Origin of the sequence: Variovorax sp. YR634, assembly GCF_900106655.1 — a bacterium.
In the GTDB taxonomy this organism is placed as follows: domain Bacteria; phylum Pseudomonadota; class Gammaproteobacteria; order Burkholderiales; family Burkholderiaceae_C; genus Variovorax.
Genome location: NZ_FNOL01000002.1, coordinates 330,536 through 351,923 on the forward strand (window position 1 = coordinate 330,536; position 21,388 = coordinate 351,923).

General features: G+C 67.9%; 17 protein-coding genes. 10 read left to right on the forward strand and 7 right to left on the reverse strand.

All coding sequences use genetic code 11. From position 1 onward, the window contains the following. Positions 1–215 precede the first annotated feature (215 nt). The 4 genes from BLV60_RS05785 to BLV60_RS05800 form a co-directional block, all read right to left on the reverse strand. The gene (locus BLV60_RS05785) at positions 216–1,391 is read right to left on the reverse strand and encodes an ABC transporter substrate-binding protein (protein ID WP_093051300.1); all 1,176 of its coding nucleotides are present in this window, start codon (positions 1,389–1,391) and stop codon (positions 216–218) included. A gap of 166 nt (positions 1,392–1,557) precedes the next feature. After that, positions 1,558–2,544, reverse strand: a complete 987-nt coding sequence (locus tag BLV60_RS05790) for a PDR/VanB family oxidoreductase (RefSeq protein ID WP_093051303.1) — start codon at positions 2,542–2,544, stop codon at positions 1,558–1,560. A gap of 42 nt (positions 2,545–2,586) precedes the next feature. Then, positions 2,587–3,363, reverse strand: a complete 777-nt coding sequence (locus BLV60_RS05795) for a GntR family transcriptional regulator (RefSeq protein ID WP_093051306.1) — start codon at positions 3,361–3,363, stop codon at positions 2,587–2,589. Continuing rightward, positions 3,360–4,466: an aromatic ring-hydroxylating dioxygenase subunit alpha gene (locus BLV60_RS05800; protein ID WP_093051309.1), complete on the reverse strand. Its 1,107-nt coding sequence runs from the start codon at positions 4,464–4,466 to the stop codon at positions 3,360–3,362. The genes BLV60_RS05795 and BLV60_RS05800 overlap by 4 nt, the downstream gene beginning before the upstream one ends. Positions 4,467–4,612: 146 nt before the next feature. On the opposite strand from BLV60_RS05800, the gene BLV60_RS05805 reads away from it, so the two are divergent. The 3 genes from BLV60_RS05805 to BLV60_RS05815 are packed head-to-tail and all read left to right on the forward strand — an operon-like array spanning position 4,613 to position 7,853. Beyond that, the gene (locus BLV60_RS05805; RefSeq protein WP_093051312.1) at positions 4,613–5,734 is read left to right on the forward strand and encodes a 5-methyltetrahydropteroyltriglutamate--homocysteine S-methyltransferase; all 1,122 of its coding nucleotides are present in this window, start codon (positions 4,613–4,615) and stop codon (positions 5,732–5,734) included. Positions 5,735–5,761: 27 nt separating this feature from the next. After that, entirely contained in the window at positions 5,762–6,427 is a 666-nt protein-coding gene (locus BLV60_RS05810; RefSeq protein ID WP_093051315.1) for a glutathione S-transferase family protein, read from the forward strand. A gap of 46 nt (positions 6,428–6,473) precedes the next feature. Next, complete coding sequence (locus BLV60_RS05815; protein WP_093051318.1) at positions 6,474–7,853, forward strand: phospholipase D-like domain-containing protein; 1,380 nt, start codon at positions 6,474–6,476, stop codon at positions 7,851–7,853. Here BLV60_RS05815 and BLV60_RS05820 read toward each other — a convergent pair. Further along, positions 7,831–8,520, reverse strand: a complete 690-nt coding sequence (locus BLV60_RS05820) for a TetR/AcrR family transcriptional regulator (protein WP_093051321.1) — start codon at positions 8,518–8,520, stop codon at positions 7,831–7,833. The two genes, BLV60_RS05815 and BLV60_RS05820, sit on opposite strands and share 23 nt — an antisense overlap. Before the next feature lie 102 nt (positions 8,521–8,622). Between BLV60_RS05820 and BLV60_RS05825 the strand changes: the two genes are divergently transcribed. The 6 genes from BLV60_RS05825 to BLV60_RS05850 all read left to right on the forward strand — a co-directional run bounded on the left by BLV60_RS05825 (position 8,623) and on the right by BLV60_RS05850 (position 17,191). Beyond that, entirely contained in the window at positions 8,623–9,636 is a 1,014-nt protein-coding gene (locus tag BLV60_RS05825) for an HlyD family secretion protein (RefSeq protein ID WP_093051324.1), read from the forward strand. After that, the gene (locus BLV60_RS05830; protein WP_093051327.1) at positions 9,636–11,426 is read left to right on the forward strand and encodes an ATP-binding cassette domain-containing protein; all 1,791 of its coding nucleotides are present in this window, start codon (positions 9,636–9,638) and stop codon (positions 11,424–11,426) included. Before BLV60_RS05825 ends, BLV60_RS05830 begins: the two co-directional genes overlap by 1 nt. Further along, positions 11,423–12,559 (forward strand): ABC transporter permease, encoded by a 1,137-nt coding sequence (locus BLV60_RS05835; RefSeq protein WP_093051330.1) that lies wholly within the window; start codon positions 11,423–11,425, stop codon positions 12,557–12,559. Before BLV60_RS05830 ends, BLV60_RS05835 begins: the two co-directional genes overlap by 4 nt. Positions 12,560–12,570: 11 nt before the next feature. Next, entirely contained in the window at positions 12,571–13,698 is a 1,128-nt protein-coding gene (locus BLV60_RS05840; protein WP_093051333.1) for an ABC transporter permease, read from the forward strand. Between the two features lie 15 nt (positions 13,699–13,713). Beyond that, complete coding sequence (locus tag BLV60_RS05845) at positions 13,714–15,243, forward strand: efflux transporter outer membrane subunit (protein WP_093051336.1); 1,530 nt, start codon at positions 13,714–13,716, stop codon at positions 15,241–15,243. A 301-nt stretch (positions 15,244–15,544) separates the two neighbouring features. Continuing rightward, positions 15,545–17,191 carry an Ig-like domain-containing protein gene (locus BLV60_RS05850; protein ID WP_256328873.1) on the forward strand — a complete coding sequence of 549 codons (1,647 nt, stop codon included), beginning with the start codon at positions 15,545–15,547 and terminating at the stop codon, positions 17,189–17,191. 13 nt (positions 17,192–17,204) lie between these two features. Here BLV60_RS05850 and BLV60_RS05855 read toward each other — a convergent pair whose 3' ends face one another. Beyond that, the gene (locus BLV60_RS05855) at positions 17,205–18,275 is read right to left on the reverse strand and encodes an ROK family protein (protein ID WP_371127349.1); all 1,071 of its coding nucleotides are present in this window, start codon (positions 18,273–18,275) and stop codon (positions 17,205–17,207) included. Between the two features lie 105 nt (positions 18,276–18,380). On the opposite strand from BLV60_RS05855, the gene BLV60_RS05860 reads away from it, so the two are divergent. Beyond that, positions 18,381–19,934, forward strand: coding sequence for an ABC transporter permease/substrate-binding protein (locus tag BLV60_RS05860; RefSeq protein WP_093051342.1), 1,554 nt, complete (start codon positions 18,381–18,383; stop codon positions 19,932–19,934). 7 nt (positions 19,935–19,941) lie between these two features. On the opposite strand, the gene BLV60_RS05865 is transcribed toward BLV60_RS05860, so the two are convergent. Next, positions 19,942–21,378, reverse strand: a complete 1,437-nt coding sequence (locus tag BLV60_RS05865) for an aldehyde dehydrogenase family protein (RefSeq protein ID WP_093051345.1) — start codon at positions 21,376–21,378, stop codon at positions 19,942–19,944. Positions 21,379–21,388: the final 10 nt, after the last annotated feature.

A 21,388-nucleotide genomic window follows, 5' to 3' on the forward strand; every position in this document is an offset into this window, starting at 1 on the left:
TCGTGTTTTTTACGAAGCTATTTCTGGGGCTGTTCGTTTCGTTCGGGGTGCGTGCTTATGCCGGCCGATCAACGACTGCTCTGAAAGATCACGCCGATGGGGTGCCTTGCGCAGCGAAATAAAGGAGGAGGCCGCAGGCCGGGGGACATTCGCGGAGCAAGGTACCCCGTCGGCGTGATCGCGCCCCGAACAACAACGCCCCCCAGAGACAAGCCTCACTTGGCTTTACCTGGGTCCTTCACGCCTTTGATCACATCGAACTCGACGTTGTAGAGCTGCCCGTCCTTCTTCTCGACCTTGCGCAGGTACACGTCCTGCACGATGTCGCGCGTCTGCGCATCGATCAGCACCGGGCCGCGCGGGCTCTCGAAGACCTGGCCCTTCATGGCGGCCAGCAGCGCTTCGCCGCCGCCCTGCCCCTTGGTGGTCTTGAGCGCTTCGTAGATCACGCGCATGCCGTCATAGCCGCCCACGGCCATGAAGTTGGGACGCATCTTGGGGTTGGCCTTCTCGAAGGCTTCGACGAACTTCTTGTTCATGGCCGAGGGGTGCGCGGCCGAGTAGTGGTGCGAGGTGACCACGCCCAGCGCGCCGTCGCCCATGTCGTTGAGCTGGTCGTCATCCGTCACGTCGCCGGTGGCGATCATCTTGATGCCCGCCTTGTCCATGCCGCGTTCGAGGAACTGCTTCATCACCGCCGCGCCCGCGCCCGAGGGCACGAAGACGAACAGCGCGTCGGGCTTCACGTCGCGCACCTTCTGCAGGAACGGCGCGAAGTCGGGGTTGCGCAGCGGCACGCGCAGCTTGTCGAGCACCTTGCCGCCGTTGAGCTGGAAGCGCTCGCTGAAGAACTTCTCGGCGTCGTTGCCCGGGCCGTAGTCGGCCACCAGCGTGACGACCGTCTTCACGCCGTTCTTCGGCGCCCAGTCGCCCATGGCCACCGACACCTGCGGCAGCGTGAAGCTCGAACGGATGATGTAGGGCGAAGCCTCGGTGATGCTCGACGTGGCCGCGGCCATCACCACTTCGGGCGTCTTCGACTGCGTGGCAATCGGCGCCACGGCCAGCGCCAGCGGTGTGAGGCCGAAGCCGGCCAGCACGTTGACCTTGTCGTTCACCACCAGCTCCTGCGCGAGGCGCTTGGTCACGTCGGGCAGGCCGGTATCGTCCTTGACGATCAGCTCTACCTTCTTGCCGGCCACGGTATCGCCGTTCTGGGCCATGTACAGGCGCGCGGCGGCTTCGATCTGGCGGCCGGTGGAGGCCGACTGGCCCGTCATCGGAAGGATCAGGCCGATCTTGAACTTGTTGGCGTCCTGGGCACTGGCCAGCGACATTGAAAGCGCAAGTGCCGAGAGGGCGGCGGTCTGGATGAGATGGCGTCTTTGCATGTTTTTTCCTTTGAGGGGCGGAACGCGAACCGGGGCTATTTTCAACACTTTGCAACATCCGGCGGAGCAGGCAATCACCTAGCCGGCCATTACCGTTGACCTTTGTTGCGCGATTGCCAAATGAACTGCGCGATCATCGCGCAAGGCGGCTTGCGGAGCGCGCGCGTCAGCTGTCGGCGCGGTAGGCGGAGTCGAGCGTGAGAGTGCCCACGGCGCGGGACACGCAGGCGCAGATGCGCGTGGTCGACTTCTTCTCGTGCTCGCTGAGGAACACGTCGCGGTGATCGATCTCGCCGTCGACGGCGATCACGTCCATGGCGCACAGGCCGCATTCGCCGCGCTTGCAGTCCGAGAGCGTCTGCACGCCGGCTGCGTCGAGGGCTTCGAGCAGCGTGCAGTCGGCCGGCACGGTGATGGCCAGGTCGTGCCGGGGAATTCGTACCTGGAATGACTGCGTGGCCAGGCGGCCGCTGCTGCCGAAGGTTTCGAAGCGCAGGTCTTCGATGGCACGGCCGGCTGCGTGCCACGCGCGCTTGACGGCTTCGAGCATCGGCACCGGGCCGCAGGTGTAGAGCTGGCCGCCGGGCGGCAGTGCCGCGATAGCGGCGGCGAAGTCGATGGGGGCCGAGCCTTCATGCGCTTCGACGCCCTCGCCCAATGCTTCCTGCAGATGCGACAGATAGCCGAGCTCGCCCGCATGCCGCGCGCCGTAGAGCATCTTCACCGGCACGCCGGTGCGCCTTGCATGCGCGCCCAGCCGCTGCGCCATCAGTACCAGCGGCGTGATGCCGATGCCGCCCGCCACCAGCAGGTAGCCGGGAGCCGAGAGGTCGAGCGGAAAGTGGTTCTGCGGCGCGCTCACTTGCAGGCGGTCGCCCACGGCCAGTCGCCACATCGCGAGCGAACCGCCACGGCCGTCGTCGAGCCGCTTGACGGCAATGCGCCAGCACTGGCCGTCGCCCTCGCCCACCAGCGAGTACGAGCGGGTCTGCACCTTGCCCTGCGCCGTCAGCACCTGCACCTGCAGGTGAGCGCCGGGTTCATGGGATTCGGCAAAGCCGCCATCGGAGCGCAGTTCGAATTCGCGCACGGTGGGCGTGACGTCACGCAGCGCAACGACTTGCGCCTGCATCCATTGAAGATCGCTTTTCATCGGGGGAGCAACACGAAAGAGGAGGGAAAAAGAAGAAACCGATCAGCCGCGCCGGCGGATCAGCTGCACACCCGGCAGCGGGCGCTGCTCGGCGGTCGGCGTGCCGTGCAGCGCATCGCGCAGGTTGCGCCGTGCGATGCGGCTGTGCTCGCGCATCAGCGCCTCGGCGCGCGAGCCTTCGCCGGACTCGATGGCGTCGAGCACCTGCACGTGCTGGTCTTGCGCAATCACGAGCATGTCGCGTGCGGCCGGCGAGTTGGCCTGCACGATGACGAAGCCCGAGGGCGACGCGAACGGCAGGTTGATCACGCGTTCGAGCTGCTGCGCGATGACGGGGCTGCCCGCCATTTCGCAGAGCAGTGCGTGGAAGCGCTCGTTGTGCGTCACGTAGCGCGAGAAGGCCGCGTCGTCGAGCGCGGGCTCGCGCAGCAGCTCGTCGATGCGCTGCAGGCAGGCACGTGCTTCGCGCAGCACCACGGGCGCCGCGCCGCGCTCGGCCGCGAGCCGGGCGACCAGCCCTTCGAGCGTGCCGCGCAGCTCGATGGCATCGGCCACGTCGCGCTCCGAAAAAGTACGCACCGCATAGCCACCGTTGGGCAGCGCCTCGAGCAGGCCCTCTTGTTCGAGCCGCATCAGCGCGGTGCGCACCGGCGTGCGCGACACGCCGAGCTGCTCGGAGATGGCAACCTCGGCAATGCGCGCGCCACCGGGCAACTCGCCCGCAAGGATCATCTCGCGCAACCGCAGCTGCGCCTTCACGGCCTGCGAACTGCCGCTGTCGCCGGGCTCGGCGGCGGTGGAAACAGCAGCGACCTTCACGCGGCTTCCTTCTGGGCGGGCCGGATCGGGATCGCGGCGCGCGCGGGCTTTTCCTTTTCGATCATGCGATCGATCAGACGCCGCGCCCACATCGAGCCGGCGTCGATGTTGAGGTTGTAGAACTTGTGATCGGGGTGGTCGTCCATCGCCCTCTGCTGCGCTTCGAGCACCAGCTCGTCTTCGCGGAAGATGCCGGCGACGCCCTCGCGCAACTCGTGCGTGAGGCGCTGCTCGCCGAGGCAGTAGTTGCGCGCGAAGGCCCAGAAGTAGAGGCAGGTCTTGTCGGTCTCGGGCGTGATGGTGTTGAGCACGTAGCCGTTGACGCCTTTGCTGCGGTCACCGGGGTTGCTGCCCTGAGGCACCGCGCCGCTGCCCGCCTCGGCCACGCCGACGTCGATGTTCACGGTGCACGGACCTTCGAAACGGATGATCTGCCAGCGGTCGACCTTGCCGGTGTAGCCGCGCGCATGGCGGATCTGGTTGCCCCAGAACGGCGGCGGGTCGATGTCTTCCATCCACCGCGTGACGGTGGCCGAGCGGTCGCCGTGCGTGGCTACGAAGGGCGCCTCGGCCACTTCGCGGTTGCCGATGGACGAGCCGTGCACAAAGGTCTCGTGCGTCAGGTCCATGAGGTTGTCGACCACGAGGCGGTAGTCGCAGTTGACGCGGATCATCTTGCCGTCGCCGGCCCAGGCCGGGTCGTCGTTCCAGTGCATGTCGGGCACCAGCGCCGGGTCGGCCTTGGCCGGATCGCCTGGCCAGATCCACACGAAGCGATGCTTCTCCACCACCGGAAAGCTGCGCACGCATGCCGAGGGGTTGAGCGTTTCCTGGCTCGGCATGTGAGTGCAGCGGCCCTGGCTGTTGTAGACGAGGCCGTGGTAGCCGCAGACCAGTTCGTCGCCTTCGAGGCGGCCCAGCGACAGCGGCATCAGCCGGTGCCAGCAGGCGTCTTCGAGCACGGCGACTTGTCCGTCGGTGCGGCGGAACAGCACCACTTTCTGGTTGCAGATCGTGCGTGGCAGCAGCGCGTGACGCACTTCGACGTCGTAGGCGGCGGCATACCAGGCGTTCAGTGGAAAGGCGGTCGTGGGCGTTTTCATGAATACTCAATGTATACAGAAAACCTGAAATTTCCAGTCTTTTGAAGCATTTCGAGGGTAAACACCGAGATATATGTATACAGACATCGGCATTTCGAAGGCGATACGATGTTCCGCTCGTTCCCCAAATCACGACGGAGTCATCCATGTCACAGCACGCCGCCCTGCCTGCCCGCTACGACCACGTGGGCAGTTTCCTGCGCCCCAAATACCTGCTCGAAGCCCGCGAACAGAAAGCCAAGGGCGAGATCACGCCCGAGCAGCTCCGCCTCGTCGAAGACAAGGCCATCACCGAGATCGTCCGCTTCCAGGAAGACATCGGCCTGAAGAGCATCACCGACGGCGAGTTCCGCCGCACCTACTTCCACATCGACTTCCTTGACCAGCTCGGCGGCGTGAAGACCGACATCCCGGTCACCATCCGCAAGCCCGACGGCACCGAAGAACTCGCTCCGCCCGCGATGCGCGTGCTCGACAAGGTGCGCCACGTCAAGGACATCCAACTCGCCGACTTCCAGTACCTCAAGAGCCAGGTTTCGGCGGGCCGCACGCCCAAGGTGACGATCCCCTCGCCGACCATGCTGCACTTCCGCGGCGGCCGCGCCGGCATCAGCAAGGAGGCGTACCCCGAGCTCGACCCGGCGTTCTACGACGACGTGGCCAAGGCCTATGGCGACGAGCTGCGCTCGCTGGCCGCCGCCGGCTGCACCTACGTGCAGATGGACGACACCAACCTCGCCTACCTGTGCGACGAGCACATGCGCGAAGCCGCCCGCAAGCGCGGCGACGACCCGAACGAACTGCCGCACCGCTATGCCGCCTTCATCAACAAGGTGGTGGCGCAGAAGCCCCCGGGCATGCTGCTGGCCATGCACCTGTGCCGCGGCAACTTCAAAAGCACGCACGCCGCGGCCGGCAACTACGAGCCCGTGGCCGAGGCGCTGCTCAAGGAGATGGACCTCGACGCCTACTTCATGGAATACGACGACGCCCGCTCGGGCGACTTCAAGCCGCTGCGCTATCTGCCCAAGGGCAAGACCGTGGTGCTCGGCCTCGTGACCACGAAGTTCGGCGAGATGGAAGACAAGGACGAGCTCAAGCGCCGCATCGAGGACGCCGCCAAGTACGCCTCGCTCGACCAGCTCGCGCTGTCGCCGCAGTGCGGCTTCTCCAGCACCGTGCACGGCAACAACATCGCGGTGGAAGCGCAGCGCAACAAGCTGCGCCTGGTGGTCGAGACCGCGCAGGAGGTCTGGGGCTCGACCTGACGCGCCGTTTCTGGTGAAGTCGGGGGCATGACGACTCACATCTACTCAGGCCCCCTCAGCATGTTCGGCGCCAAGGTCGAGATCGCGGCACGCGAAAAAGGCGTGCCCTTCGAACTGGTCACGGTGCCCTTCACCAAGGACGATGCCTACGAGCCCAAGCACCCCGAGGTGCTTCGGGTCAACCCCGTCAAGCAGCAGGTGCCCGTGCTGGTCGACGACGAGGTCTCGCTGTTCGACTCGACGCAGATCTTCGAGTACCTCGAAGACCGCTACCCCAGCCTTGCGCTGTGGCCTGAAGGCATTGCCGAACGGGCCCGCGCGCGGCAGCTGGAGCAGAAGTCCGACGAGGTCTTCTTCCCGAACGTCATCAAGCTCTTCGGCCTGCAGCACGACATGCAGAGCGCCGCGGCAGTCGCAGCCTGCGCCGGCTGCGCGCGCTTCTATGAAGAGATGGAAGGCCTGCTGGCCACACGCGAGTACCTGGCCGGCCCCTACTCCTTCGCCGACATCGCCTTCTACATGGCCTATGTGTTCGCCGACCGCAAGGGCGCCGGCATGACCGACGCCACGCCGCGCCTGCTGGCCTGGCGCACGCGCGTAGGCGACCGGCCCGCGGTGCGCGCGGTGGTCGATCCGATGATGCGGTTCCTGGCCTCGCATGGGCGCGGCGTGCCGGCCTTCCTGCAACGCTGAAGGGGCACTGAAGGCACAGCCCGCAACGCTGAGGCATCATCGGTCCATGCCGACCAAAGAGTTCGACTGGCTGCCCTCTCCTTCGCAGCATTTCCTCGTCGTCACTTTCGCGCTGCTGGTCTACGTGCTGACCACGCGTGCGCGCCGCGAGCAGCGCGCCCCCACCACGGCCATCGCCTGGGTCATGGGGCTGGTGCTGATGCCTTACTTCATCCTGCCGATGTACCTGCTGTTCGGCCAGCGCAAGCTGCGCCCGGCGGGGTCGCCCAGGCCGCCGCGCTCGGTGCCGCCGGGCCACTGGGCTGCCGACCTGATCGAGAGCTTCGGCCTCGCGCCGCCGGGGCGCTGCGCGATCCGCATGCATGCCGACGGCGAGGCCGCGCGCGATGCGCTGTGGCAGGTGATCGACGGCGCGCGCGAGCGCATCGACGTGTGCACCTTCATCATCGGCGACGACCCGCTCGGCCACGCGGTGATCGACCGGCTCGCGAAGCGGGCGCGCGAGGGCATCAAGGTGCGGGTGCTGCTCGACGGCTTCGGCGCGCTGTCGCTGCCGCGCCATCACTTCGACCGGCTGCGTGTGGCGGGCGGCGAGGTGGCCGTGTTCCGCCCCTTCTTCAGCCTGCGCCGCATCGGCCCGCGCAACCTGCGCAACCACCGCAAGTTCACCATTGCCGACGACGGCTGGCTCTGGTCGGGCGGGCGCAACCTCGCGGGCGAATACTTCACCGGCAACGACAAGCACCCCGAGGCCTGGCGTGACCTGTCGTTCGACCTGCATGGCAGCGTGGCTGCGGCGGCGGCGCGCCAGTTCGACCACGACTGGGCCTCGGTGCGCAGCCGCAAGGCCCGCGCCATCACCGCCGACGACGTGCCCCCGGGTCCGGGCACGGCCATGGCGCAGTTCCTGCCGAGCGGCCCCGACCAGACCGAGGACACGGCGCATGCACTGCTGATCGACGCCTGCTTTCGCGCCGAGCACCGCGTGCTCGCGATCACGCCCTACTTCGTGCCCGGCGACGGCCTGCGCGATGCACTGCGGCTGGCCGCGCGGCGCGGCGTGCAGGTGACCATCGCGATGCCCGCGCAGTCGAACCATCGCCTTGCCGACTTCGTGCGTGCACGCGCCATGCGCGACCTGGCGCGCGCGGGCGTGAGCTTCAGCATGCTGCCGTTCATGGCGCATGCCAAGGCCGTGGTGGTGGACGACGAACTCGCCATGTGCGGCTCGATCAACCTCGACCTGCGCAGCCTGCTGCTGAACCACGAGGCGGCCGTCGTGTTCTACGGCCATGAAGACATCGAATGGTTGGCCGAGTGGATCGAGACCACCGCCTCGGCCGGCGAGCCCTATCGTGCGCGACGCCCGGGGCTGATGCGCGACGTGGCCGAGGGGCTGCTGCTCACCGTCGCTTTCCAGCTTTAGGCGTTGTGGACGCCGGGGGCGGCTCGGTGGCCTTTGCCTCCTTCGCCACGGCATCGAGCCCCGCGAGCACATAGCGCACAACTTCTTCGGCCAGGGCCTGCGTGTCCTTCAGGGCCGGAAGCACCTTGCTGCTCAGGTCCTTGGGCGCCACCGTCATCACCAGGCACGGCAGCACCGTCAGCAGCAGGCTGCGCTGCACCGATGGATGGTCGTCGGGCAAGCCCATGATCTCGCCGACGATGCCGCGCATCAGCCTGGCCTTGGGCAGCACAGCCCGCTGGATCAGCGCCGGCATGGCAGGCGACGGCGACAGCGCCTCGCGCAGCACCACGCGGAACCCCCACGGCGCCTTCGGCTGGGCGCTCATCTCGACCATGTGCGTGAGAAAGGCGCGCAGCTTCAGGCGCGGATCGGTCGACTCCAATGACAGCGCCATCAGCTCGTCGAGGCTCACCAGCTGCTTGTGCGCTTCGACCAGCACCGCCTCGTAGAGCCCGTCGCGGCCGCCGAAGTGGTAGTTGATGGCGGCCATGTTGGTGCCGGCGCGGGTGCAGATTTCCTTGCTGGTGCTTTCTGCGAAGCCTTGCGCCGCGAACAGCCGGCCGGCGGTTTCGAGGATGTGCAGGCGCGTGGTGTTGCCGTCGGTACGCGGAGTGCGGGTTGCCATGCCCCGAGGCTAACCCAAACAAAAGAATACTTCAAATTCAAATTTCAATTTGATAACATCACACCGACTTCCAGGCAGCAGCCTCGTCAGGACACACACGCCATGAACAAGAAGCCCCTCATTGCCATCGCCGCCGTGGCCATCGTCGCGGCGGTGGGCGGCTGGTGGTACACGCACCGCTCGGCCACGCCCTCCGACCAGCTCGTGCTGTACGGCAACGTCGACCTGCGCCAGGTCTCGCTGGCCTTCAACGCCAACGATCGCGTGGCCGAACTGACGGTGCGCGAGGGCGACCGCGTGCGCGCCGGGCAGGTGCTTGGACGGCTCGACACCCGCTCGCTGGTGCTGCGCGTCGCGCAGTCGCAGGCGCGCATCGGCGTGCAGGAACAGGCCCTGCTGCGCCTGAAGACCGGCAGCCGCCCCGAAGAAGTGGCACAGGCCAAGGCCCAGGTGGCCGGCGCGCAGGCCGATGCCGATCTGGCACAGCAGCAGCTCGCGCGCCTGCAGGCCATCGGCGCCAGCACGGCCGGCCGCGCCGTGAGCCAGCAGGACCTCGACAGCGCACAGGCCAGGCGCAAGGTGGCGCTGGCGCAGCTCGACAACGCCCGCAAGGCGCAGCAGCTGGTCATCACCGGCCCGCGCAAGGAAGACATCGGCCAGGCGACGGCCCAGCTCGAATCGGCCCGTGCCGAGCTCGCGCTCATGAACCACCAGCTCACCGAGGCCGAGCTCAAGGCGCCCATCGACGCCGTCGTGCGCGCCCGCCTGCTGGAGCCCGGCGACATGGCCTCGCCGCAGCGCCCGGCCTTCACGCTCGCCATCACCGATCCCAAGTGGGTGCGCGCCTATGTGGCCGAGCCCGACCTTGGCCGCGTGCGCGCCGGGCAGGACGCCCGCGTGAGCACCGACAGCCAGCCCGGCGAAGCGATCGCCGGCAAGGTCGGCTACATCTCGTCGGTGGCCGAGTTCACGCCCAAGACCGTGCAGACGGAGGAACTGCGCAGCAGCCTCGTCTACGAGATTCGCGTGATGGTCGATGACCCGCAAGACCGGCTGCGGCTCGGCATGCCGGCCACCGTGCGGCTCCAACTGTCGCCCGCCACCGGCAACCCCTGATGCCAATCACCGGGCCGGCCGTGGCCGGACGCTCGCTGCACAAGCGCTTCCTGCTGAAAGCGTCGAAAGAACCCGTGCTCGCGCTCGACGACGTATCGCTCGAAGTGCCCGCCGGCACGCTCACCGCCCTGGTCGGCCCCGACGGCGCCGGCAAGACCACGCTGCTGCGCCTTATGGCCGGCCTGATGCGCGCCGACGCGGGCGAGCTGCGCGTGCTCGGCATCGACGTATCGGCCGATCCGCAGGCCGTGCAGGATCGCATCAGCTACATGCCGCAGCGCTTCGGCCTCTACGACGACCTGAGCGTGCAGGAGAACCTCGACCTCTACGCCGACCTGCACGGCGTGCCCCGCGACAAGCGGCGCGAACGCTATGCACGGCTGATGGAAATGACCGACCTGGGCCGCTTCACCGATCGCCCGGCCGGCAAGCTCTCGGGCGGCATGAAGCAGAAGCTGGGCCTGGCCTGCACGCTGGTGCGCTCGCCCGACCTGCTGCTGCTCGACGAGCCGACCGTGGGCGTGGACCCGCTCTCGCGCCGCGAGCTGTGGCAGATCGTGCAGCAGCTGGTAGACGACGAAAAGCTCTCGGTCATCGTCAGCACCGCCTACCTCGACGAGGCCGAGCGCTGCAGCCATGTATTCGTGCTGCATGGCGGCAAGCTGCTGGCGCAGGGTGCGCCCAGCGAACTGCGCGACCGGGCACACGGCCTCTGCTTCATCGCGACACCGCCCGACGGCGAGCCGCCACGGTTGCTGCAGGCCCGCCTGCTCGACGCGCGGCTGGAGATCATCGATGCGGTGCCGCAAGGTGGCGAGGTGCGCTTCATCCGCCGCAGCGAGACAGACGATGCGCGGCTCGATGCATTGCTCGAAGGCGCGCGCACCGAGCCGGTCGCGCCGCGCCTCGAAGACGGCTTCATGACGCTGCTGCGTGCGCAGCCATCGCCCAATGCCGACGCCACCCCGGCCACCAGCATGGCCACTTCGCAACCGAGCACAGGCCAACCCGGCGAAGTGGTCATCGAAGTCAAGGACCTCGTACGCCGCTTCGGCGACTTCGTGGCCGTGGCCAGCACCAGCTTCTCGGTGCGGCGCGGCGAGATCTTCGGCCTGCTCGGCCCCAACGGTGCGGGCAAGACCACCACCTTCCGCATGCTCTGCGGCCTCCTGCCCGCCAGCGGCGGCCAGCTGCGCGTGGCCGGCGTCGATCTGCGGCATGCCCGCGCGCAGGCGCGCCAGCGCATCGGCTATGTCTCGCAGAAATTCGCGCTCTACGGCAACCTCACAGTGCGCGAGAACCTCTCGTTCTTCGGCGGCGCCTACGGCCTGCGCGGCGCGAAGCTGCGCGATCGCATGGACACGGTGCTGCGCCAGTTCGACCTGGCCCACTCACTCGACGTACCCAGCGGTCAGTTGCCCGGCGGCTACAAGCAGCGCCTGGCCATGGCCACGGGCCTGCTGCACGAGCCCGAGATCCTGTTCCTCGACGAGCCCACCAGCGGTGCCGACCCGCTCGCGCGCCGCGAGTTCTGGCGGCGCATCACGGCGCTGGCCGAAGGCGGCACCACAGTCGTCATCACCACGCACTTCATGGAAGAGGCGGAGTACTGCGACCGCATCGTGATCCAGGACGCGGGCAGGGTGCTGGCCATCGGCACGCCGCAGGAAGTGCGCGCGCAGGCGCTGGGCGGTGAGGAAGACAGCGGCAGGCGCATCGACATGGAACAGGCCTTCATCGGCATCGTCGAGAAGGCACGGCAAGAAACAAAGACAGAGGTGACGGCATGAGCGGCTTCCGGTCCCGCCTGATCTCCCTCACGCGCAAGGAATTCCGCCAGCTGCTGCGCGACCGCAGCAACCTGGCCATCGGCATCCTGCTGCCGATGGTGCTGATCCTGATCTTCGGCTACGGCATGTCGCTCGACGTGAAGAACGCACCCGTCGCGGTGGTGATGGAAGACGCCTCGCCAACCGCGCACGAAGCCATCGCCGGGCTGCAGCTCTCGCCCACCATCGCGCCGGTGCTGCTGGGCTCGATGCACGACGCCGAAGAGCTGATGCGCGAACGCAAGGTCGACGGCATCGTGCGCGTGCCTTCCGATTTCTCGCGCGCGCTGGCTGCCGGCAATGCGCGCGTGCAGCTCATCGTGCACGGTTCGGACGCAGGGCGCGCGAGCATCATCCAGGCGTACGTGACAGGCGCCCTCGCGCAATCGGCAATCCGGCGGATGGACAGGAGCGGCAACGCCTCCGGCGCCGACGCCCCGCTCGTCGGCAGCGTCACGGTGGAGCAGCGCATGTGGTTCAACGCCGCGAACACCAGCACCTGGTATCTGGTGCCGGGACTCATCGTGCTCATCATGACGCTGGTCGGCGCCTTTCTCACAGCACTGGTGATGGCGCGCGAGTGGGAACGCGGCACGCTGGAGGCGCTGTTCGTCACGCCCGTGCGGCCGGTCGAGATTCTGCTGGCCAAGATCATTCCGTACTTCGCGGTCGGCATGCTGGGCCTTGCGCTGTGCCTGCTCTCGGCGCGCTACCTGTTCGCGGTGCCCATGTACGGCTCGCTGGTCGTGGTGGTGTTCAGCTCGATGCTGTACCTGATCGTGGCGGTGAGCCTGGGCCTGGTGATCTCGTCGGTCACGCGCAACCAGTTTCTCGCGAGCCAGGTGGCGCTGATTGCGACCTTCATGCCCTCGATGATGCTGTCGGGCTTCCTGTTCGACCTGCGCAACGTACCCACCGCCGTGTGGGTGATCGGCCACCTGCTGCCGGCCACCTACTTCATGGACCTCATCAAGACGCTGTTTCTCGCGGGCGACGTCTGGCCGCTGATCTGGCGCAACTGCGCGATCCTGATGGCGTACGCGGTGGGCCTGCTGCTGGTGGCGCGTGCGGTGACGCGCAAGAGCCTCGACTGAAAGCCCCGGCCATGAACGCCCTCATCGATTTCTTCCTGCGCGTCGCCAACCTCTGTCGCAAGGAGCTGCTGACCATCCTCAAGGACCCGGCCACGCGCGCCATCCTGATCGCACCGGCGATCATGCAGAGCCTGGTCTTCGGCTACGGCGCGACCTACGACCTCACCAACGTGCCCTACGCGCTGCTCGACCAGAGCCGCAACGGCGCGTCGACGGAGTTGATTGCGCACCTGGACAGCACCGGCGTGTTCCACCGCGTGGCCACGCTGCGCTCGCAGGCCGACATCCGCGAAGTGATCGACACCGAGAAGGCACTGCTGGTCATACAGATACCCGCCAACTTCGAGCAGCAGCTCAGCGCGGGGCAGACGGCGGCCATCCAGCTGATCCTCGATGCGCGCAACTCCAACACCGCGGGCTCGGCAGCCGGCTACGTGAGCGCGGTGGTCGAGCGCTACAACGCCGAGCTGCGCACGCGCGTGGGCGCACCGCCGTCGCCGCTGGTCGTGGAATCGCGCGCGTGGTTCAACCCGAATCTCGAAACGCGCTGGAACCTGCTGCCCGGCATGATCGCCGCGCTCAGCATGCTGCAGACGCTGCTGCTCACCGCACTGTCGGTGGCGCGCGAACGCGAACAAGGCACCTTCGACCAGCTGCTGGTAACGCCGATGTCGCCGCTCGAAATCATGATCGGCAAGGCGCTGCCGCCTGTGCTGGTGGGGCTGGTGCAGTCGTCGCTGATCCTGCTGGTGGCGCTCTTCTGGTTCGGCATTCCGATGGCGGGCTCGCTCGTCACGCTGTACACAGGGCTGCTGTTCTTCACGGTGGCGAGCGTGGGCATCGGCCTGTCGATCTCCGCTGTGTCGGCCAACATGCAGCAGGCCATGCTCTATGCCTTCGTGCTGCTGATGCCGCTGATGCTGCTGTCGGGCCTGACCACGCCAGTGCGCAACATGCCGCACGCGCTGCAGGTGGCAACGCTGGCCAACCCGCTGCGCTTTGCCATCGACCTGGTGCAGCGCGTGTACCTCGAAGGCGTGGGGCTGGGCACGGTCTGGCACAACCTGATTCCGCTTGCTGTCATCGCCGCCGTCACGCTGCCGCTGGCGGCGTGGCTGTTCCGCAATCGTCTTGTCTGATAACGGGAGCACGTCATGCCCCTTCCATTTCCTCATTCTTCCGCCGCGGCCACGCTCTCTCTTGCTTTCATTCTTGTCGGCTGCGCCGTGGGACCCGATCACAAGCCGGCCGAAGCCCGCGCTCCCGTCGATTGGTCTGCATGGCATGGCGGTTCGCCCGCGCTGCTCGGCGCGGAGCGGCAAGGTTCCTTTGGCGGCGTCGCATCTGGCGACTGGAAGGCCTTCAACGATCCGGTGCTGGACCGCCTCGAAGCCATGGTGCTCGCGAGCAACCCCGACCTGCAGACCGCCGCCCTGCGCTTCGCGCAAAGCCGCGTGCAGCGCACCACCACCGCGGCCCAGCAGGGTCCACAGCTGAATGCGAGCGCCGGCGTCACCCGGCAGCGCCAGAGCGAGAGCGGCTCCGCCACACGGATGATCGACGCGCTGGGCTCGTCGGTCTCCAACCGCGACCAGCTCATCCGCACGCTCAGCGAGCCCTACAACCTCTATCAGGCCGGCTTCGACGCCTCGTGGGAAATCGACCTGTGGGGTCGCGTGCGCCGCGCCATCGAGGCGGCCGATGCCGATGCGAGCGCATCGTCCGCATTGCTCCAGCAGGCCCGGCTCAGCGTGCAGGCCGAACTGGCGCGCAATTATTTTGAGCTGCGCGGCACGCAGCGCGAACTGCGCATCGCGCGCGCCGACATCGCAGCGGCCACCGAGTCGCTCGAACTGGTGCAGGCGCGCGCCGACGGCGGCCTCGTCACCGACCTGGACCCGGTGCGCCAGCGTGCGCTGGTGGCCGAGCTGCGCGCACGCATTCCCGCGCTGCTGCAGCAAGAGGCCGATGCAATGAACCGCATCACGCTGCTGGCCGGCGCCGCGCCCGGCGCGCTGAACACCGAGCTGGCCGACACCTCCACTGGCGACACGCTAGACGCCCCCGCGCTGCCCGCACTCATGCTGGGCCTGCCCGCCGAGCTCGCACGCCGCCGCCCCGACATCGCAGCCGCCGAGGCGCAGCTGCACGCCGCCACAGCCCGCATCGGCGTGGCCGTGGCCGACCTCTACCCACGCGTGACGCTGGGCGCCGGCTTCGGCTATGAATCGGTGGGCAGCGAGCGCTTCGGCGACTGGGGCAGCCGGCAGTGGCACGTGGGCCCGTCGATCAGCCTGCCGATCTTCGACAACGGCCGCCGCCGCGCCACCATCGAACTGCGCGAGCTGCAGCAGCAGGAAGCGGCCGTGGCCTTCCAGCAGACCGTGCTCAAGGCCTGGCACGAGATCGATTCAGCCCTCAACGCCTACGCCGCCGAGGGCCAACGCCAGGTCGAGCTGGCCGAGCGCGAACGCCGCAGCCGTGATGCGCTGGTGCTGGCGGCGGCTCGCTACAAAGGCGGGCTCACCGACTTTGGCGTTGAACTCGATGCGCGCCGCACCTTGCTGCAGGCGCAGCGCGACCAGGCACAGAGCACCAGCCGTCTCTCGGTGGGCCTGGTGGCGGTCTACAAGGCACTGGGTGGTGACACTGTGGCGTCAGAAGCACAAATGCAACACAATTGAAACAAGTTGAACATGCAGACTAAAATACCCACCGGTTTCCGGGATTGACAAGCCTGCCTGCCCACTGATTCGTCATCGGGCAAGCGTGAACGGATCTTCCGGCACCCCCTGCATCGCGGGGCAGCCCGCCTGGGCCTGGCCCCTGAAAAGGCCGACCGAGGCGTCATCCGTTTGAGTCCTGCGCCCCTGCCCCGGGGGAAAACCGATGCGAGCTTTCTTCTCGCTGCGTGCATTCGCGAGTCTGGCGTTCGTGCTACCAGCTCTGTTCGCGCTTTCTGGAATGGTGCCCGCCTTCGCCGCAATGGACGAAGTCGGTCGGGCCGCCCCCAGCACCCATCGCCTGAAGTTCATCGTCGACCCCGAGCTGGCCACCGACATCGGCGCCGCCGAAGCCGCCCGCCGGCTCGCGCAGTACGTGGCCGACGTCAACACGGTGTTCACGCGCGAGACCGTGCGCAGCTTTGCCTTCGACCCCGCCGCCGACCTGCAGCTCGCAGCCCCCGCCACCGCGCCGCAGTGCAGTTACAACGGCCTGGTCAACGGCGAGGTGGTGGTGTGCATATCGAAGTCCACCCGCGGCTACAGCCACGGCGGGCTCTCCACCAGCTGGACCTTTCCGCAGAAAGGCGTGACCTGGAACCTGAACTGGATCGCCATCCACGACCCGCTGCGCCTGTCGCGCGCGCCCAGCCCGGGCGCGCCTGAGTCCACCGAGAAGGACTACCTCGGCCGCCAGCTCAAGACCCTGCTGCACGAGCTGGAGCATGTGTTCGGCGCCGGCGCGGGCGAGTACTACAACGGCGTCGCGGTGGCGGACACCACCGGCGTCGCGCCCATCGTCGACCTCGCCCTGGCCAACGACAACGACCGCTACTGGTGGACGCGCCAGCACTGGCGGCTCGACCCGCTGCTGGGCACCGTCTTCGAGCAGCGCCGCGACCCCGCCGCCAATCGCATCGCCACGCTGGAGATGATCCGCTTCACGGCCGGCACCAAGGCCAACATCGACACCGACTGGACCGACTGGCCCAAGCTCGGCAGCTCGAAGTTCATGGCGGCCACCACCGGCACCCAGGTGCGCGTGACCGACCGTGACACCGGCGCCGCGCTGCCCGGCGCGCAGGTGTCGGTGTGGCGCGACCCCGGGGCCGGCAAGCCGCTGGTCATGCTGGTGACCGGCGTGGCCGATGCGTCGGGCCGCTTCGTGTTCGACTGGAACTGCGGCTTCAGCTGCTTCGCCGTCGGCAAGACGACGCTGCTGGTCAAGGCGCGCGCCGCCAACCGCGCCCCCGGTGCGAGCTGGTTCACCATCTTCGATGCGTTCGAGCAGAAGGCCGTGCAGGGCCAGCCGATGTTCACCATCGACCTGGCTCTCGGCGGCACCGACGCGACGCCGCCGACCGTTTCGCTGGCCGCGCCTTCCATGGCCGTGGTGGGCCAACCCACCACCATCGCGCCGGCCGTGGTGGACAACGCGGGCGTATGGGGCGTCAAGGTGCTGGGCCGGGACAGCATCCCGATCTGCACCTTCACCGCCCCGCCCTACACCTGCAGCTGGACGCCGACCGCACCCGGCGTGCAGACGATCCGCGTGGTCGCGATCGACGCGGCTGGCAACTCCGCCGTGGCCTCCGCCAACGTGATCGTCAATGCGCCTTCCGACACGGTGGCGCCGACAGTTGCGCTGGCCCCACCGCCAACCGCCGCGGCAGGCATGGCGACAAGGCTTTCCGCCACGGCATCCGACAACGTGGCCGTGGCCGAGCTGAAGTTCGTCGTCGACGGCAAGACCGCGTGCACGCTGCACGCCGCGCCGTACGTCTGCACGTGGACGCCGAAGAGGCCCGGCGCCGCGAACATCGAAGTGCGCGCCATCGATGCGGCAGGCAACGTCGCCACCGCTTCCGCCAGCATGCGCATCGAAGGCCTGCGGCCCGAAGACCTGTAGCGTTGGCCCGGCCTCAGGGCCGGTTGGTGAAGCTCGCGTTGCCCAGCCCCGTGCCGATGGTCAGCACGCCCCAGTGCCGCACGTCGCGCATGAAGGGAAGCTCGCTCAGGCCCTGCACCACCGCATCGTTGTGCATCAGCACCAGCGTCGGGCCGGAGCCCATCATCGGCATGCGGCGCCACAGCTGGCTCGGCAAGTGGAAGGCGTGGCCTTCCCAGTCGCCCGGCAGATTCTGCGCACCGCGCGCAATCGAGCCGTCCTGCCGGATCAGGCCCGGGCAGCCGATGCCGATGAAGGGCGCCAGCCGGATCTTCTTGCGCTCGCTGTAAAGCACCATGTCCTCGAGCATGCCGGCGATGTGATCGACCATGCCGCCGCGGTTGGGGTCCTCGTCCGCATGGCGCCATTTCTCGCGCCGCACCACTTTCGCGAGCGAGAAGTCGGGCGCCTTGCGGTGGCGCGTTTTCACGATGCCGCAGCGCACGTTGGTGCCGCCGATGTCCACCGCGAGGATCGCGTCGTGCCCCTTCAGCATGTGGGGCGGCACGAGATGCGCCCAGCCGATCAGGCCGCCGTCGTCCACATCGTGCGAGAGGCGGCCGATCTGCACGTGCAGGCCCATCTCTTCGAGGATGGCGCCGGCCTGCAGGATGGCGCGCTCGCCCGCGTCGCTCTCGGGAAAGCCGCCGCCGATCACGATTCGCTGCACCTTCTGCCACGAGGGCTGGCGCATGAAGCGCTGGATCACGAAAGCCAGTTCCTGCGCGAACTCCTCGATGGCTGCATGCATCACGTCGGTGGCTTCGGACGCCTTCTTTTCCTGCAGCGCCTGGTCGAGCTCCCTCTTGCTCAGGTCGCGCGAATGCGAGAGGCCCAGCGGGTCTTTTCCCTTCCTGCGGCGGCGCTTGCGCCAGCGTTCGAGCAGTTCGCGGAAGGCCGTCTGGCTGGCCTGGTCGCCGACAAAGCCGTCCTTGTCGCGCAGCTGCAGGCTGTAGCCGTCGACCTGCACGCCCGGCAGTTCGCGCAGGCCGTGGACGTCGGGGCCGGGGAGCTTGTCTTTCCTGGGTTGGGTCTTCATGGCCATCGACTGTGGGGCCGATCGGCGGCCCGCCGCATCGGCACCGCGCACCACGGCGTGTAGGAGATTGACGGGTACGCCGAACGGGGCGTTGTCTATACACTGGCCCGGATGCATCTGCCCCGCAGCCTCTGGCGCGCCGCCCTGTTGTTCGCCCTTGCCTGGCTTGCCGCGTCCGGCGCCGCTCGGGCCGCGGACGAGACGCTGCGCGTCGGCTCCAAGCGCTTCACCGAGTCGTACATCCTGGCCGAGTTGCTGGCGCAGACGGCGGCGCCGCACACTGCATCGCCCCCCGTCGTGCGGCAGGGGCTGGGCAACACGGCCATCGTCTACGAGGCGCTGCGCTCGGGCGCCATCGACATGTACGCCGAATACACCGGCACCATCGCGCTCGAAATCCTCAAGGGCTCGCCGGCCAACACGCGCGAGGCCATGAACGCGGCACTCGCGCCGATGGGCCTGGGCGTGGCGATTCCGCTGGGCTTCAACGACGGCTACGCACTCGCGGTGCGCGCGCCCGATGCAGAGCGGCTGGGCCTGCGCACGCTGAGCGACCTGGCGAAGCACCCCGAACTCAAGCTCGGCCTGTCGAACGAATTCATCGGCCGCGCCGACGGATGGAAGGGCCTGGCCGACCGCTACGGCTTCACGCAGGTGCCCACCGGCCTCGACCACGGACTGGCCTACGACGCCGTGGCCGCCAAGCAGATCGACGTGATCGACATCTACACCACCGACGCCAAGATCGACCACCTCGGCCTGCGCGTGCTGGAAGACGACAAGAAATACTTTCCGCGCTACGACGCCGTGGTGCTCTACAAGCTCGACCTGCCCACGCGGCTGCCCAAGGCCTGGGCCGCGCTGCAGACGCTCGAAGGCAAGGTCGACGAGCACGCGATGATCGCGATGAACGCGCGCGCCGAGCTGCAGAGCGTGCCCTTCGACGTGATCGCGCGCGACTTCCTGGCGAACACGGGCAAGGATGCGAAGGCGCAGCCGCAGGAAGCGCGTCGCGGCTTCATGGCCAAGCTGTTCGGGCCCGACCTGTGGAAGCTTGCGCGGCAGCACCTGGTGCTGGTGGCGCTGTCGGTCGGCATCGCCATCCTGATCGGCGTGCCGATCGCGATCCTGGTGTTCCCGCATGTGCGGTTGCGCGCTGTGGTGCTGGGCTTTGCGAGCCTGCTGCAGACCGTGCCCTCGCTCGCGCTGCTAGCCGTGCTGATCTCGATGCTGGGCGCCATCGGCGCGCTGCCCGCGCTGATTGCGCTCACGCTCTATTCGCTGTTGCCGATCATGCGCAACACGGTGACGGGCCTGGCCGAAGTGCCCAACGGCCTGCGGCTCGCCGGCACCGCGCTCGGCATGACGCCGCCGCAGAGCCTTCAGCTGGTGCTGCTACCGCTGGCGCTGCCCACCCTGCTGGCGGGCGTGCGCACCGCCACCGCGATTGCCATCGGCACGGCGACCATCGCGGCCTTCATCGGCGCGGGCGGCTTCGGAGAGCGCATCGTGACGGGGCTGGCGCTCAACGACCGCGAGCTGCTCGTAGCGGGCGCACTGCCGGCAGCCGCATTGGCGCTGCTGAGCGAAGGGATCTTCGAGCTCGTGGAGTACCTGATGCGGCGGCGCCGTCGCGCGCCGCCGTCTTCGCTGCCGCCCGCCTGAAGATCGATCAGGCCAGCGTGTAGGCCGTTTTCACCGTCGTGAAGAACTCCTGCGCATAGCGGCCCTGCTCACGCGGACCGTAGCTGCTGCCCTTGCGGCCGCCGAACGGCACGTGATAGTCCACGCCGGCCGTCGGCAGGTTGACCATCACCATCCCGGCCTGGCTGTGGCGCTTGAAGTGCGTGGCGTACTTCAGCGAGGTGGTGGCAATGCCGGCCGACAGGCCGAACTCGGTGTCGTTCGCCGTGGCCAGCGCCTCTTCGTAGTTCTTCACGCGGATCACGCTCGCCACCGGGCCGAAGATCTCTTCCTTGTTGATGCGCATGGCCGCGGCCGATTCGCTGAAGAGGGCCGGCGACATGTAGTAGCCGTCGGTCTCCAGCTTCAGGCGTTCGCCGCCGGCGGCCAGCGTGGCGCCTTCGCTCTGGCCGATCTCGATGTAGTTCAGGTCTTGCTCGAGCTGCGACTTCGACGAGACCGGGCCCACGTCGGTGCCTTGCGCGAGCGCGTCACCCACCTTGATCTTCGCCATGCGTTCCTTCATGGCGGCGATGAACTTCGGATAGATGCCTTCGGTGACGATGAGGCGGCTCGAGGCGGTGCAGCGCTGGCCGGTCGAGTAGAACGCGCTCTGTACGCTGAGTTCCACGGCCTGCGCGAGGTCGGCGTCGTCAAGAATCACCTGCGGGTTCTTGCCGCCCATTTCGAGCTGCACCTTCTTGTGCTTGGTGACGCACTGGATCGCGATGTTGCGGCCCACGCCCACCGAGCCGGTGAAGCTGATCGCATGAATGCCCGGGTGGTTGACCAGCGCCTCGCCGATCACGCTGCCGCGCCCCATCACCAGGTTGAACACGCCGGCCGGAATGCCCGAGCGGCTGATGATTTCGGAGAGAGCCCAGGCGCTGCCCGGCACGAGGTCGGCAGGCTTGAGCACCACGCAATTGCCGAAGGCCAGTGCAGGCGCGATCTTCCACGCGGGAATGGCAATAGGGAAGTTCCACGGCGTGATGAGGCCGACCACGCCAACCGGCTCGCGCGTGATTTCCACGCCGATGTTGGGGCGCACCGAAGGCAGCAACTCGCCCGACAGGCGCAGGCATTCGCCCGCGAAGAACTTGAAGATCTGGCCCGCGCGCGTGGCCTCGCCAATGCCTTCGGCCTTGGTCTTGCCTTCTTCGCGCGCCAGCAGCGTGCCCAGCTCTTCCTTGCGCGCCAGGATCTCGTTGCCGATCTTGTCGAGCGCGTCGGAGCGCGCCTGCACGCTGCCCGAGGCCCAGGCCGGGAACGCTGCGGTGGCGGCTGCCACGGCGGCGTCGACATGGGCGGCATCGCCCTGCGTGTACTGGCCGAGCACGTCGGACAGGTTGCTCGGGTTGACATTGGGGCTGTAGCTTGCGCCAGCACGCCATTCGCCGGCGATGAGGTTGTCGAAGTTCTGCATTGCGTCGTTT

Coding starts and splice junctions, on each gene's coding strand:
- BLV60_RS05785 (WP_093051300.1), bottom strand. CDS start 1,391: ATGCAAAGACGCCATCTCATCCAGACCGCCGCCCTCTCGGCACTTGCG.
- BLV60_RS05790 (WP_093051303.1), bottom strand. CDS start 2,544: ATGAAAAGCGATCTTCAATGGATGCAGGCGCAAGTCGTTGCGCTGCGT.
- BLV60_RS05800 (WP_093051309.1), bottom strand. CDS start 4,466: ATGAAAACGCCCACGACCGCCTTTCCACTGAACGCCTGGTATGCCGCC.
- BLV60_RS05805 (WP_093051312.1), top strand. CDS start 4,613: ATGTCACAGCACGCCGCCCTGCCTGCCCGCTACGACCACGTGGGCAGT.
- BLV60_RS05810 (WP_093051315.1), top strand. CDS start 5,762: ATGACGACTCACATCTACTCAGGCCCCCTCAGCATGTTCGGCGCCAAG.
- BLV60_RS05815 (WP_093051318.1), top strand. CDS start 6,474: ATGCCGACCAAAGAGTTCGACTGGCTGCCCTCTCCTTCGCAGCATTTC.
- BLV60_RS05820 (WP_093051321.1), bottom strand. CDS start 8,520: ATGGCAACCCGCACTCCGCGTACCGACGGCAACACCACGCGCCTGCAC.
- BLV60_RS05825 (WP_093051324.1), top strand. CDS start 8,623: ATGAACAAGAAGCCCCTCATTGCCATCGCCGCCGTGGCCATCGTCGCG.
- BLV60_RS05830 (WP_093051327.1), top strand. CDS start 9,636: ATGCCAATCACCGGGCCGGCCGTGGCCGGACGCTCGCTGCACAAGCGC.
- BLV60_RS05835 (WP_093051330.1), top strand. CDS start 11,423: ATGAGCGGCTTCCGGTCCCGCCTGATCTCCCTCACGCGCAAGGAATTC.
- BLV60_RS05840 (WP_093051333.1), top strand. CDS start 12,571: ATGAACGCCCTCATCGATTTCTTCCTGCGCGTCGCCAACCTCTGTCGC.
- BLV60_RS05845 (WP_093051336.1), top strand. CDS start 13,714: ATGCCCCTTCCATTTCCTCATTCTTCCGCCGCGGCCACGCTCTCTCTT.
- BLV60_RS05850 (WP_256328873.1), top strand. CDS start 15,545: ATGGACGAAGTCGGTCGGGCCGCCCCCAGCACCCATCGCCTGAAGTTC.
- BLV60_RS05855 (WP_371127349.1), bottom strand. CDS start 18,275: ATGGCCATGAAGACCCAACCCAGGAAAGACAAGCTCCCCGGCCCCGAC.
- BLV60_RS05860 (WP_093051342.1), top strand. CDS start 18,381: ATGCATCTGCCCCGCAGCCTCTGGCGCGCCGCCCTGTTGTTCGCCCTT.
- BLV60_RS05865 (WP_093051345.1), bottom strand. CDS start 21,378: ATGCAGAACTTCGACAACCTCATCGCCGGCGAATGGCGTGCTGGCGCA.